This window comes from Moorena sp. SIO1G6, assembly GCF_010672795.1.
In the GTDB taxonomy this organism is placed as follows: Bacteria; Cyanobacteriota; Cyanobacteriia; order Cyanobacteriales; family Coleofasciculaceae; genus Moorena; species Moorena producens.
Genome location: NZ_JAAHFZ010000008.1, coordinates 105,839 through 119,265, shown reverse-complemented (window position 1 = coordinate 119,265; position 13,427 = coordinate 105,839). Strand labels below are relative to the sequence as shown.

At 44.7% G+C, this 13,427-nt stretch carries 11 protein-coding genes and 2 tRNA genes; 9 read left to right on the top strand and 4 right to left on the bottom strand.

What is annotated here, in order from left to right:
* Positions 1–142 precede the first annotated feature (142 nt).
* The gene (locus F6K63_RS09795) at positions 143–385 is read left to right on the top strand and encodes a DUF4351 domain-containing protein (RefSeq protein WP_229414357.1); all 243 of its coding nucleotides are present in this window, start codon (positions 143–145) and stop codon (positions 383–385) included.
* Positions 386–637: 252 nt separating this feature from the next.
* Here F6K63_RS09795 and F6K63_RS09790 read toward each other — a convergent pair whose 3' ends face one another.
* Positions 638–1,588: a LamG-like jellyroll fold domain-containing protein gene (locus F6K63_RS09790; RefSeq protein ID WP_008180999.1), complete on the bottom strand. Its 951-nt coding sequence runs from the start codon at positions 1,586–1,588 to the stop codon at positions 638–640.
* Between the two features lie 316 nt (positions 1,589–1,904).
* Complete coding sequence (locus F6K63_RS09785; protein ID WP_008180997.1) at positions 1,905–2,321, bottom strand: hypothetical protein; 417 nt, start codon at positions 2,319–2,321, stop codon at positions 1,905–1,907.
* Between the two features lie 130 nt (positions 2,322–2,451).
* On the opposite strand from F6K63_RS09785, the gene F6K63_RS09780 reads away from it, so the two are divergent.
* From F6K63_RS09780 to F6K63_RS09760, 5 genes are all read left to right on the top strand, one after another.
* Positions 2,452–3,369 carry a histone deacetylase family protein gene (locus tag F6K63_RS09780; protein WP_044492412.1) on the top strand — a complete coding sequence of 306 codons (918 nt, stop codon included), beginning with the start codon at positions 2,452–2,454 and terminating at the stop codon, positions 3,367–3,369.
* Between the two features lie 135 nt (positions 3,370–3,504).
* A complete protein-coding gene (gene gshA, locus F6K63_RS09775) occupies positions 3,505–4,656 on the top strand; it encodes a glutamate--cysteine ligase (protein WP_008180992.1) in 1,152 nt (383 codons plus the stop codon).
* A 711-nt stretch (positions 4,657–5,367) separates the two neighbouring features.
* Complete coding sequence (trmL, locus tag F6K63_RS09770; protein ID WP_008180990.1) at positions 5,368–5,829, top strand: tRNA (uridine(34)/cytosine(34)/5-carboxymethylaminomethyluridine(34)-2'-O)-methyltransferase TrmL; 462 nt, start codon at positions 5,368–5,370, stop codon at positions 5,827–5,829.
* A 1,467-nt stretch (positions 5,830–7,296) separates the two neighbouring features.
* Entirely contained in the window at positions 7,297–9,714 is a 2,418-nt protein-coding gene (locus F6K63_RS09765; protein ID WP_287250411.1) for a peptidoglycan DD-metalloendopeptidase family protein, read from the top strand.
* An 857-nt stretch (positions 9,715–10,571) separates the two neighbouring features.
* Positions 10,572–10,644: transfer RNA gene (locus F6K63_RS09760), tRNA-Met, on the top strand.
* A 15-nt stretch (positions 10,645–10,659) separates the two neighbouring features.
* Here F6K63_RS09760 and pyrE read toward each other — a convergent pair.
* Positions 10,660–11,271 carry an orotate phosphoribosyltransferase gene (gene pyrE / locus F6K63_RS09755; RefSeq protein ID WP_008180983.1) on the bottom strand — a complete coding sequence of 204 codons (612 nt, stop codon included), beginning with the start codon at positions 11,269–11,271 and terminating at the stop codon, positions 10,660–10,662.
* Between the two features lie 410 nt (positions 11,272–11,681).
* Between pyrE and F6K63_RS09750 the strand changes: the two genes are divergently transcribed.
* Positions 11,682–12,149: a hypothetical protein gene (locus tag F6K63_RS09750; RefSeq protein WP_131826948.1), complete on the top strand. Its 468-nt coding sequence runs from the start codon at positions 11,682–11,684 to the stop codon at positions 12,147–12,149.
* 53 nt (positions 12,150–12,202) lie between these two features.
* On the opposite strand, the gene F6K63_RS09745 is transcribed toward F6K63_RS09750, so the two are convergent.
* Positions 12,203–12,275: transfer RNA gene (locus F6K63_RS09745), tRNA-Ile, on the bottom strand.
* Positions 12,276–12,441: 166 nt separating this feature from the next.
* Here F6K63_RS09745 and F6K63_RS09740 point away from each other — a divergent pair.
* Positions 12,442–13,164 (top strand): hypothetical protein, encoded by a 723-nt coding sequence (locus F6K63_RS09740; RefSeq protein WP_044492411.1) that lies wholly within the window; start codon positions 12,442–12,444, stop codon positions 13,162–13,164.
* Between the two features lie 46 nt (positions 13,165–13,210).
* Entirely contained in the window at positions 13,211–13,357 is a 147-nt protein-coding gene (locus F6K63_RS09735) for a hypothetical protein (protein ID WP_008180976.1), read from the top strand.
* The last annotated feature ends 70 nt before the right edge of the window (positions 13,358–13,427 follow it).

Sequence of the window (13,427 nt, the reverse complement as noted above, 5' to 3'; positions counted from 1 at the left end):
GGTATATCAGTATAAGTAAAGCTTAACACATAATATTTCTGCTCCCTTTCAAGGAAAATACTTTGTCTTAAACTATACTTCAGTTGCTATAAACTCTTCATTCTAAATTCTTCATTTAATTCAAGCTTATTTTCGGGAGGATATGATGCAAGAGTCAGTAGTTTATCAACGAATTATTCGCCAAGGATTAGAACAAGGAAAGCGCAATGAGGTTAAGTTAATTATCCGTCTACTAAACCGTCGATTAGGTCAGATAAATCCCCAATTACAAAATCAAATTGAGGAATTATCCTTTGACCAGTTGGAGGATTTAGGAGAAGCGTTGTTAGATTTTGAAACTGAGGTGGATTTGACCAATTGGTTGCACCAGTTTAGGGATAAGTAAAATTCCGTTAGGGGTGGCACTCAAAAGCAATGCCATGGGGAGCTGCTAGAGTGTGTAATGCAAAATTTAGAATGTAGAATTTAGAATGTAGAATTTAGAATTGGGAATTGGGAATTGGGAATTCAAAATAATTTAGAATGGGCAAAGGTATAATTTTTAATTCTTAATTCTTCATTCTTCATTCTTCATTCCTCATTCTTAATTCTTCATTCTTCATTCTTCATTCTAAATTCTACATTCTTCTGACCCCAATTAAGTAGACTTCAACAGCCATAGACTAAGTAAGCCCAGTCTGAAGATTTCTTTCCCTAATGGTGCTTGATCTGAACAGATGTCATGCCTGTAGTCAGCTTGAATCTGTTCCTGAGTCAAAGCCCGACTGTAAATTCGTACACCAGCCAAAAGTCCGGAGTACTGATAGTCAAGATTGCCTTGAATATCACGGAATTGCCCCAGCCGTAGGGGTCTACCAGGGGAAGGCGCTATCGGGTTGTCAGTCTGATTGGGAATCCGACGGATGTTGCCGTTAAAGTCTTGAACTTCTTCGATGTGGCTTTGGATGCCATTGATGTAGGTCTGCATGATAAACCTACCGGGAGCAACTTCACCAAAGGTTGCAGCCATATGGGTCCATTGACCACCATGGACGATATCCTCACTGACTACACCACCACTGCCGCTAGTTTCGTCTGCTTCCTTCGGTAATCCTTGGGTGACATTGTTAGGGATGATAGTCAGAATCAGATTGCGATCGGTTTGTAGAGTACTCAGAAAAAGATACCAGGAAAATGCTTTGCATATGGGCTGTGGGCAGGCTCCAAAACCAACTTCTCCATCAGGGTAAGTACCCTGGGGAGGATCGGTAAAGGCTGGGTTTGCTTTGATGTAATCAACCTTAACCCAAGTTTCCACGGTCAGGTTAGCCAGATCTGGGAAATTGGGAACCTCAACGTATTGTGCAAAGGACATTTGCGGTGATTCGCCGCTATCTGATAAGCGTCTGAGAACGTTATAGTTCAGGGATGCTGAACCAACAAACCCTGGCGGGACATCCGCTGAGGGAGCCAGAGGATGGGCATCGGGATCGTGCTGGATCATACCGTCAAAGGTTCCAGGATTAGCTGTGTTCCTGATCACTCCGTTTTCAGTTGGAGTTTCAAATAAATACTCAGCTACCAAATCTGTGGGATCGGGGGTAAACATTTCTGTTTTTCTTCTGCTTAGACTTTGGAGAAAATTTGATGTTTTCCCTTTTGTTTCTACTCAAAACAATGGGCTAACAAATCTATTGTCTCGGCTCCCTTAGATAGTGACAGTACCCTTTGAGGGTACTATTTTGTCAAAAGTCCAATATTAGTAGCAGAATTAGCGATTGTTTCTAAAAAAACCTGAGACTATAGTGCAGGCAAGATTTCCCCACTGCAATAATTTTCGGAATTATAGTGGATTGCTATAGTATTCGTTGATGCTTTTGATGCTTTACCGTAGCAGCTCTTTGGTTAGCATCGCGTTTTTAATCCTAATAACGCCAGTAAGGACGACCTTTCCAAAATACCCCTAGGATTACTCCAATCAAAGAATTCATGGAAAACCCAACTAGCCCAGGAGGGATTGGAAGTTGGGACTTGAGCAATAGACCGACGATAAGGCACAACACTAAAGCCCAGAGACTAGAGGTATTCAGGAGTAGCTGGGACTGCCAACGTTCACAAATATAAACTCCTAACACCCCAACTCCTATAGTCGCAGCGAAAAACCAGATTATTACTAGGGGTCGAGAAAATAGTAGCACCGAGACGGGACGGAAAATTTCTGATTGAGTCAAGACCCATATCAACAGGTTCTCTAGAGCAACTACCAGCACAGTGGTGAAGGCAGCTACTTTCGACAGAGCTAGCCAAGGCTGTTGCTTAAAATTATGCCAAGGGTTATTCATGTTATGCTTCCTTTGACTTGGTTGAGGATTTTAAAAAAAGCGATGCAGCGCGGTCTTGGGGGTTTCCCCCATGAGCGACTGCATCAAGAAGTGTAGCGAGCTGGAAAACCTTGTCTGGGATTGTCTGATCATGAACTTGCCAATCGTCTATCACCAGGACTATGTCGCACCTCTGCCAGACGGGCATCGCTTTCCCATGCCTAAATTTGGGAAACTCTACCAACTACTGCTACAAGAAGACATTGCCACTCCTAAACAATTCCACACTCCAGACCTTCCCCCACTAGAGTGGCTCCACCTGGTTCACACCCCCGCCTATGTTCAAGCTTACTATGAAGGTACTCTTGACCCGAAAGCTGTGCGACGCATTGGCTTACCTTGGAGTCCAGCATTAGTAAAGCGTACCTGTACTGCCGTAGGTGGCACCATTCTTACGGCTAAACTCGCCCTAAGCCAAGGGTTAGCCTGCAATACTGCTGGTGGTACCCATCATGCTTTTCCCAATTATGGTTCAGGGTTTTGTATCTTTAATGATTTAGCGATCGCATCCCGTGTTCTCCAACAACTGGGACTAGTTCAGAAAATTTTAATTGTTGACCTAGATGTCCACCAAGGAGACGGTACCGCCTTTATCTTCCAAAACGAGCACAGTGTCTTCACCTTTTCCATGCACTGTGAAGTCAATTTCCCTAGCAAGAAACAAAAAAGCGACTTAGACATTCCCCTACCAGAGGGGATGGATGATGATGCCTATCTACAAACCCTAGCCAAGTATCTTCCGGACTTACTCTCAGGATTCAAACCCAATTTAGTGCTCTACGATGCTGGAGTTGACCCCCATGTAGAAGACCACTTGGGGAAATTAGCCCTGACCGACACAGGAATCTACCGTCGGGATATGCAAGTGTTGAGTACCTGTGTAGCAGCTGGCATCCCAGTGGCTAGTGTGATTGGTGGTGGCTACGGTAATGATTTCGATGCCCTGATCTATCGCCACTCTTTACTCCACCGTGCTGCTCTTCAGGTCTATCGCCAGTGTAAGCTTTGATGGCAAACTAAAGAAGGAGGAATTATTTGGTCGTTATTGATAGGATTGATAGCTAGATAAGGTAGATACATTCCCTAGAGCTACGACCAACGCTACACCCCACTCCCAATTTACCATTCCCCATTAGAAAAAACTGTGCTGCTATCCAAAGGCTTTGAAGTAGAAATGTATACCGGCACTCCCAAAGGGGATATTGTCGGTTTTTCCGATCAGATTGTTGCATCCCTCGACGGATTTGTCCGAGAGCCAGATCAGCGCAATGTAGAATACACCACTGCTCCTTTATGTTGCTATGACCGTCTCTTATGTGCTTTAGTGCGTCCCCGACAACAGCTGCGACAGTATTTAAAAAGCTTGGGTAACTATACACTAATTCCCGGCAGTACCCTGTCCTTAGGTAAAAGCGATCGCTTTTACCGTTCTGACCCCAATAATCCTTACCATTCCTACATTGAGACCACCTACGGCACTAAGGTTGTTACTGCCAGCATCCATATCAATGTGGGCATCTCTGACCCAGAAATCCTGATGCGAGCTTGTCGTCTGGTGCGAATGGAAGCTCCACTATACCTAGCCCTGAGTGCATCTTCCCCCTTTCTGGACGGTAAAACCACTGGCTATCACTCCACCCGCTGGGGAATGTTTCCCAAAACTCCCTCTGATGTTCCTTTATTTGAAAGCCATCGTCACTTTATCCAGTGGAATGAAGAGCAACTCGTTGCTGGTACCATGTTTAATGTCCGTCATCTGTGGACCTCTGTGCGCCCCAATGGCAACCGACGGCCCTATGATCTCAACCGCCTAGAGCTGAGAATCTGTGATTTAATGGTCGATCCCATTGCCCTGTTAGCGGTTATGGCACTATTGGAAGCACGCCTGATACAACTGATTCATGATCCCAGTCTTGACCCCCTGGAGATAAGTAAAATACCTGCCAACAACCGTTCAGCTGACTTGATTGGCCTCACCGATGCCAATGAAATCGCTGCGGCTGAATCCAGTTTGGATGCGCAACTGAGGCATTGGGAGGATGGCAGACTAATTCTGGCCAGAGATTGGATTGAGGAACTTTATCAAGAGGTGTGGCCGGTAGCGAAAAAACACGGTTTTAGTTGCTTCCTCTCACCGATTAAGAAAATTCTACGGGAAGGAAACACCGCTGGCCAGTGGTTACAACTTCATTCAGTGGGTGTTGATCCTCGCCAAGTGATGATTCAAGCCATTCAATCCATGGCTGAGCAAGAGTCGCAACTAGAAGATCAATTGTGTCAGTCCCTGGTAGCCTAACTGACTAACAGCTTTGTTATTCAACTACAATTAAATAGCTAAAGTTGTCATCGCAATTTTAGGTTAGGGGGAATCCGGATTCCCCCTAACCTCGCGATGGCATTTTTTATGAATTTTTTTTAATTTTTTAGAGTTTTTGTAAAGACAACCGCCTCAATTGAATAATTTTTTTGCCAAGTGAAATGCTGTGAAATATAAGAATATCTAATATATGCTTCAACGAAAACTAATATAAGAAAAACATATATGATCTATATCACTAGGTAGAGGTTATCTGAAATACAGACAAAAATATTGACCTTAGGTATGCCTATAGTACTATGACCTAAGATATATATCCAATGCTCCTCGAACCTGAATCCCTTGAACTCATTCAAATAAATCTTTTAGGTGCCCTTGACACCCGTTCGCCCACACCCGTTCGCCCACACCCCACACCCAGTATAGCTTTAAAGCTACTTGTTACCACTTCAAATACCAATAGGCGATCGCCCATTTGTTTTCTAATCAGGGGTTTTAGACCCAGATTTGGTATGAATATAGATTAGGGTCAGACGTGTTATATCATGTCAGGATAATTACCCTTAATAAAAATCTCCCTATCTCCCGTTTATCCCTATCTCCCCATCTCCCCACACCGACCTTTCTCCCCACCCTCCCCACCCTCTCTTTAATTATGGGTATTAAACCAGACTTGATATTAAGGGTTTCATGGTAAAAGTTGTCTTAATCAACCCGCAAATTCCACCGAATACCGGCAATATTGCCCGAACTTGCGCCGCCACCACTACTCAATTGCACTTAGTGGGTCCGTTGGGTTTTGAAATTAGCGATCGCTACTTGAAACGAGCAGGACTAGATTATTGGCCCTATGTAGATCTTAAATATCATGATTCCTTTGATGCATTTGTCAGCTATCACCAGAAGCAAGAGGGGCGATGGATTGGCTTTACCAAGAGAGGAACATACAACTATATTAAGTTTCAGTTTCAGCCCAAGGACTGGTTATTGTTTGGCTGCGAAACCACAGGTTTGCCTCCCCATGTGTTAGAGGCTTGTCAGGCTAAAGTCTTTATCCCCATGACCCAGCCAGGAGTGCGCAGCTTAAATCTCTCCGTCAGTGCTGCCCTTGGCTTATTTGAGGCCAGGCGTCAGTTGGGTTACTTGGAATAGGTGTTTTCTGTGTTAATAATTAGGACTTACTAAGTTGACTTGGTTTCGGTATTGTATAATTTGTATAAATTTTTGATATAGATTTCTTTTGTATAGATTTACTTGTATAGATTTTTCTTATAGATTTAGTTGTATCGATTTAGTTGTATCGATTTAGGTTTAAGCCTTAACCGTTTGAGTTTTAATTTGACCTTAAACCTAGATTATATCACTAATAAAATCAGCTGTCAATAGAAATATCGAAAGCGACTTTAGTCGCTGTTTGCCTTCTCCTACTCTTGCCGGACTACGATAGAAAAATTACATGGGGAGCAGCTGATCACCCCACTCAAAAAATACTTATCCCCCTTCAGGGGTTTAAACACTATAGCTAGAGTTCAAATACCTAATTTACCCTCTACTGATGGTGTAAATAGGAAATGTCTGTAGAAATGTGTAATTTTTGTGAAAAACAATCCCTCTGCTGGGAATTCCCTAGGTGATCAATCAATAGACATCTCCAAAAATTAACCTCAAACCCTTGCACTGCCTGGGTCAAAACCGAGTTTCTGGAGATGTCTAATAACTAGATTTTTAGATTTGGTTAAACTGTGTAAAAACGTTTTGTCGCACAAGTCGGTTTTAATCAGGGAAAGACGTCAAAACAAGCATCTTTGGGTAGAATCAAGGACTGTCAGCCTACAGCTGACCGGACGCACCTTGGTTGAATGAGTTAGTGTGTGTAGAATTACTCACCAAAAATTCAGCTATCTAGAAGACTGAAATTACTTAAGACATATAAGAAATTTCTATCATAAACAGTAGGATTACCGAGAAATCACCGATAGATTTTGCTGATATCAAATGGGGAGTGATCAGTATACCAAACCAACTATCAGTAGAGAAAAGGAGGATTTGAAGGATTTTGTGAGCACACCATCAACTAGCAACCCACCAGGATTAAGATCCGGGTTGATACAGGATTATACGGTTGTTGTCTTACCCAAAATTCGCGTAGAGTTCAGCTGTAACCAGTCAGTTGCTTCGAGATTACCATCGCTGTTTTTATGGCGCTCAAACAGAATAATCAGCAAATATGCTCGATTTTATTGGGTTACTGAGGGTGGTTTCCCGGAGAAGGCCTGATTAGCCAGTTACTTTATATGCATATATATGCAGCATATGCAGCAATCCTTAACGGCAGCCGTGGTCAATCCCGACAAGATCTCTGCTATGGGATGTTGTCCACCTAGTTGTCTAAGGATAATTACTTATCAATGGCTTCAAGGTGTATCTAGCTATTGCCGTCAAGGAATAAATTTTTTAGTAGTCATGTGAGCTTGTCTAAATCAAAGAAGCACGGTAATCTTTGCTAAGTCTGCCAAATAGATGTGATTTGGATCACACTTTAGAAGTGAGTCACATCATTGACTGGTAAAAAATAAATCAGGAACTGTTAAGCGCTCGTCAAACACCAGGAGGACGTTTTTGAAAGGAACACTTACTGATAAGGTCAATCATGTTCCGACCTGTGCAGCAGAGTCATCGGATTCGTCATCGAAACTACCTGCAAGTAATCATGCGGTCGGTGCAGTAATTCCCCTTGAGGTGAACCGTAAGGCTCGTACCTCAGCAGCCATGATTGGATTGGCGATTTCCATGGGGGCATCTGGGTTACTATTACCTCAACAGGGTGATGAAGCAATGGCATTCGAGCCAGTTGCTCCTGAGCCAAGTGGGACGAATCTACCAGCAGCCGAATTTAAGGTTACCGCTGTTTCAAGCCCCTCATTGCTAAACCAGGCTAAGGAGGGACAAGGGGGTGTGGCATCAAAGCCAGCCTCACCCCCAGAACTTGCGATTCGGCAAAGCCGTTCGCGTTCGCGCAGCGTCGCCTACGGCGAAAGCGTGGCCTACGGCCTCCGCTACGGGAACGGGAATTTTAACAAGCTCAAAACCGATGACACTCTCCCAGTAGCCAGGAAGTCTACCATTGGTGAGGTTAAGGGTACTGATGTCAAAGCCTCATCTAAGTCTGAGGGTGTAGAGCCAAAACAGTTGCTAGCATCTGCACCAGTATCAAAATCGGGTAACCTGTCAACGGATGCATCACAAGCTGTTTCCGACAAGACCAATAATCTTTTAAAAGCTAGACAAGACCTAGCCCTCAAGCGCCTCCAAAAACATCGAAACCGTCTGAGCAAAAGTCTGGTTCAGTTGAGGTCCGAGGAGTTTAACAAGTCTTATGAACTGGCATCAGCGACCCTTGGTTCTAGCCCACACACTTTACCCCCTGCAGTGCTAAAACCTGAGGGTTCAGTAACACAAACATCGCAGCCCATTGTTACGGTACCTACAGCTCCGGCGACGCTCCCACAGCCAAGGCCGAAAGTTGCTGTATCACCAGCCTTAACCCAATCAACTAGATCTGAGCCACTACCGGTGGTCATTCCAGTACCGACTCCAGAAACAACTGTCATATCGGCAGTCAAACCATCAGTTTTCAAGGTCAGTACTCCAAGAATTGCATCGGCTACAACCAAGGTAACTACAGAGCAACTAAATGTACCACAGCCAGTGGTGGTGGGAACTAGGCTGTCATCTACTGGTAACTCTTTTCACCAGGTCAAAGCTGGTGAAACCCTCGATTCTATTGCCCGTAGTTATGGTTTATCCCGCTCAGAGCTAGTCTTAGCCAATCAGCTAGATAATCCTCACCTAATTGAAATTAATCAACAGCTGAAAATTCCTCAAGTTGGGACATTCGATCAGCAACAGTCGTCAGTAACTTTGCTATCTAGCAACAGCCCGAAATCTGAACCTTGGAAGCCAGCAATAGGGCGACCATTGGATTTAGAAACAACTATCTCTGTTAAGACTTCTACTAGTCGAGATCAAGTCACATCCGTATCTATAGAGGAAAAACCTAAAGTAAAACCGGTAACTGAGACCATTCTGGCTCAATCGACCTCAGACAGTGGTCTGCTAGCTCAAGCTACTTCCTCGATTGAAAATCAGCCTCTAGAGTCTATTAACTCTCAGCGCAACTCCTATGTTGAAAAATTAAGGGCTGATATTCTCAAGATGCGAGAAGAAATCCGGGACAATAAAACCAGCCCAGAGGAAAGCAAACCAATCAACCTAGGAACTCCTACTAACGAGCCAGTTGCTGATCCCTCAGACAAGGAGTCTAAATCTGTCGAGATCACTCCCCAGTGGAATCCTGAGAATAATCAAGCAACCGGTGCGAAAGAGTCGGAATTATTATTACCGCAGCCACCGAAAGCTCCACAGGTTCCTATTGCTATTCCAAGACCTCAGCCACCCCGGAAAACTCGACGCAGTTCTATTGCCATTCCTGTGCCTCCACCTGAGGTATCACAACCCCGAAGAATAGCTGTAGCTCCTGCCCCACCGCAACGATTTAACCCAATGATCCGCATACCGGTAGGAAAACCTGTTTCGCCAGGAGTGCCACCTCTGTCTACACCAGATATGTACTTGCCAGATAGCCCTAACCGCTTTAACGGATATATCTGGCCAAGTAATGGTGTGATTACCTCAGGTTATGGTCGGCGTTGGGGACGGATGCACAAGGGCATTGATATTGCAGCTCCGATTGGGACACCAATTATGGCAGCAGCCCCTGGTGTTGTAGTCAGTGCTGGTTGGAATTCAGGTGGCTACGGTAAATTGGTGGAAATCAAGCATCCTGATGGTAGTCTGACCCTTTATGCCCACAACAGCCGAATTTTTGTGCGTCGTGGACAACAGGTTGGCCAAGGTCAACGAATTGCCGCTATGGGTAGCACAGGTTATAGCACTGGTCCTCACTTACACTTTGAGGTACATCCCAGAGGTCGGGGAGCTGCAAATCCGATCGCCTATTTGCCTAGAAGACGGTAATAGAGTGATTTCAAGGGAAGTATCCCAATCAGGCAAAATTACTAGGTTGAAGGAGGAGACAGAGGAAAAGGGTAAGGTAAGCAACAGGGAAGTTTCCTACTCTTCCTCAACTTCTCTGACAATATTTATGAGAAATCCCAACACTGAAAACTCCGCCACAAAGCGAGCCCAGATCAAAGTGACTAGCGCGCTTTTAGCCTAAAAAAACACAAGAGCAAAAAGTTGACACTTATCTAGCGCTATAGTATAGTTTAAGTATAGGGTACAGGCTGAAAAACTGAACGCGCCCCGCGTGGCCTTTGGCCTTGGCGCAACCGGAAGAGAGATCCGCCACTGCATGACCTAAAAGTAGTAATGCCCAGAGGGCTTGAAGTTACCGTAAGTAGAGGGTCGCCTTTATAGTCGGTAGGTTATGCAGCATAGGGAAAAGGTTTTGTAGTAAGGCGACCCTCTACTAAGGTTTCGTCTCTGGGAAAGTCCTCTTTAAAAACCCAATCGTCAATTAGACGTTGGCGTGTGAACCCAGGAAAATCACAACTTGAGAAAAAATACGGTACGGTGGGGCACACCGAAACCAGGTGAAAAGGAAGGAAACGGACTTTTATCGGCACTTCCTGACAAGTAGCCAAACGCGATCGCGAGAATTGCCCGCTGGGTCTACTGTGAACTAAACTAAATTCTTGGTCTTGACGGGTTTTTGGTTTAGGTACTGCCTACTTTTTGGCGGCGTCAAAGATTAGGACACAGTGGTTTAAGGCAGCTCATTGATCTGGGAATCGCCGTTCTTTCAAGACGGCGAGTGTCAATAAAGAAATTATTGGCATTGATATGTTATAGTAGATAAGGATTGAAGAAAAGGCTCAGTAGCTCAGTGGTTAGAGCAAGGGACTCATAAGCCCGAGGTCGCAGGTTCAAATCCCGCCTGAGCCATAACTAATTAATTAGTCAACTGGATTGATCAAGAGAACCCTGGTAGTGTTCTCGGATTTCATTAATCGAAAACAAAGCTTGAAACATTAGGCCAGCGGACTTATAAAGCTCGGCTCCGCCTTGGAGCCGGTCAACCAGGGCTATTACCAGCTCTACCTGGTAACCGGCTTCCTTAAGGCGATCCACGGCTTTCATGGCTGATTGCCCAGTAGTCACCACATCTTCTAATACCACTACTTTGGCTCCTGTGGGCAAACTAGGACCTTCAATGTATGCCCTGGTTCCATGACCTTTTGGCTGTTTGCGGATAATTAGACCAGGGATAGGGCAGTTTTCTAAGGCAGAAACAATGCTAACCGCACTCACGATGGGATCTGCACCCAGAGTTAAGCCAGCAACAGCTTGAGTATCAGCAGGTAGCATTGAGAATAGCAAACGTCCTATTGCCAATGCTCCTTGAGGATGAAGGGTGACCTGTTTACCATTGATGTAATAAGAGCTACGCTGCCCCGACGAAAGCACAAAATCACCCTCTTGGTAAGCCAGTTTACAAAACAAATCCAGCAGAAAAGGTCGCAGGAGAGGTAAATCCTTTGGGGTAGACAGGGCTTGGAATTGGTTGTTCATGAAACTTACTACTACTAGTGGCGGTTGATTTGGATTATGCGGTATTCTTTCACAGTCAGCCGTCAGCCGTCAGCCGTCAGCTAAAAGCTCACGCTACTTGAGGTGCCGTCAGCTTATTTTATTCAAAAGCTGTTCGGTGTAGCGTGGGCTATGGGCATAAACTGTTCGGTGTACAGTGGCACAGGCTTCGAGGCTGGGACCCATAAGCTGATAGCTGATAGCTCATAGCTGATAGCTGATAGCTGATAGCTGATAGCTGATAGCTGATAGCTGATAGCTCATAGCTGATAGCTGATAGCTCATAGCTGATAGCTGATAGCTCATAGCTCATAGCTGACAGCTAAATGCTTACTTTTCACCGACTGGGGTACTTTACCCTTAATATCGGATACTATTGAGGAAAACTACGGGTGATTGCGATGCAAATGCGTTGGGAAAAGCTGTTTAGCGTTTTAGTTATAGCAGCCACTGCTAGTCTAGGAGCAGGTGGTGCCATAGCAGAAACTAATTCGGAGGACTTGGAGCTAATTCCTCTATTAACATTACCTGAGGCTTTTGAAAACGCTTTTTTTGATGACTCTGGGAACTTTTTTGAAAACAGGAGCATCAAGAGTCAAATCGATACAATTTTCGGCTCTGGATGGCCACCTGCGTTTCCAGAACTGGCACTTGAGCGCGATGCTCAGCGTGTGAGTAATCTTTATCGGGATTTACTAAAGCAGCAGGTAGAGAGTGGCCCTGTTATTCGTACTCTGGATTTACCAAACCCCTACAATACTTCCCTACGGTTGCTAGAGCAATCGAGTGATATACCAATCCAAGTGGAAAACCAAGAATTTTTCTTGGCACCGCAGCCCATACTACAGCTGCGCAGATGAGTATGGGGCAGATCAGTATGGGGTGATAGTAGTAGCTGACCGCAAGTGTTAAATCCAGGGTGCAGGAGTTGAACCTGCCTAGGGCAAATTATGAGTTTGCTGCCTCAACCGCTCGGCCAACCCTGGGTTATCCTTTTCTATTATGGTAGCCTGAATCGGGTTATTGCAACACCACTAACTAGAAATTCCCGATTTATCCGATAATTCACAGAACATAAGATAATCTAGCTGTATAGCAGGACTATAATACAGCACGGAACCAGCGGTAATTCGGAATAACGTTAATCACGCTATGAAATTCAACACAACTGTAGCGCTAACCATAGTTCTACTGACAATGATGTTAGGTGCAGGTGTCGTGAGTGCCTTTTGGGGATTCTCTATCGGTCACGAAGCCCTCAAAGGAGTTACTCAACCGGATACTAACCCTAAGAAAAAGTTGACAGGGAATAAGGGGTCTTCTTCTGGGAAAGAAGGGGTCTTGATTGTGAGCGAGAAGGATATCTTGGTTAACGTTCACGCCCACATACACAATAAGGGTAAAAATCCTCCGGCTAAGAAAAACAGCCAGAAAACTAAGCAAATTAGTTGGTCTAAGCCAGCTCAGAAGGAGTCATCGTCTGGTGTATTGACTAAAGAGGCATCCTTCACTCGGAAAAACCCTAAGCTAAATTTGCCGGTTAAAAGTCAGGATAAGGGAGTCACCCTAGCGGTAAATTCTGCCAGTGTGCAGGAGGGTTCTTTAATGTTGGATGTCAGCTTGAAGAATCAGAGTTCTAATCCAGTCAGGTTTCTGTACAGCTTTTTGAATGTTACCGATGATCGCGGTCGTGCCTTAAGCGCAATTACGGAAGGCTTACCAGGAGAATTACCGGCTAATGGCAAGGAATTTTCTGGAACAGTGAGCATACCGACAGCTTTACTAGAGAACTCCGAAAAGCTTTCCCTGACACTGACCGATTATCCCGATCAAAAACTACAGTTGAAAATGTCTCAGATTCCTGTAGTTAGATAACGAAGCAAGTCGAGGGAATGGTTGTTAAGGATAAAACGTTGACGCTATGCTAAAAGCCTATGTTGAGAGCAAGCAACTAAGCCAGTTTCGCCAGCCAGTATCAGAAATTCCCTTGACTGGCACTCTTGAACTAGCTCAAGGAAATGCTAGTCATACAACTGAAAACCCCATAATACAACTGATAAGTTTTTGATGGTAAGCGATAAATCGATACCAAGCTGCCCTAGGTCTAGGAAGATACATCAGAAGGCAACCGTAACCAG

Bases quoted from the DNA above. Each gene is read 5' to 3' on its own strand.
- F6K63_RS09795 (WP_229414357.1), top strand. From the start codon at position 143: ATGATGCAAGAGTCAGTAGTTTATCAACGAATTATTCGCCAAGGATTA.
- F6K63_RS09790 (WP_008180999.1), bottom strand. From the start codon at position 1,588: ATGTTTACCCCCGATCCCACAGATTTGGTAGCTGAGTATTTATTTGAA.
- F6K63_RS09785 (WP_008180997.1), bottom strand. From the start codon at position 2,321: ATGAATAACCCTTGGCATAATTTTAAGCAACAGCCTTGGCTAGCTCTG.
- F6K63_RS09780 (WP_044492412.1), top strand. From the start codon at position 2,452: ATGAACTTGCCAATCGTCTATCACCAGGACTATGTCGCACCTCTGCCA.
- trmL (WP_008180990.1), top strand. From the start codon at position 5,368: ATGGTAAAAGTTGTCTTAATCAACCCGCAAATTCCACCGAATACCGGC.
- pyrE (WP_008180983.1), bottom strand. From the start codon at position 11,271: ATGAACAACCAATTCCAAGCCCTGTCTACCCCAAAGGATTTACCTCTC.
- F6K63_RS09740 (WP_044492411.1), top strand. From the start codon at position 12,442: ATGAAATTCAACACAACTGTAGCGCTAACCATAGTTCTACTGACAATG.
- F6K63_RS09735 (WP_008180976.1), top strand. From the start codon at position 13,211: ATGCTAAAAGCCTATGTTGAGAGCAAGCAACTAAGCCAGTTTCGCCAG.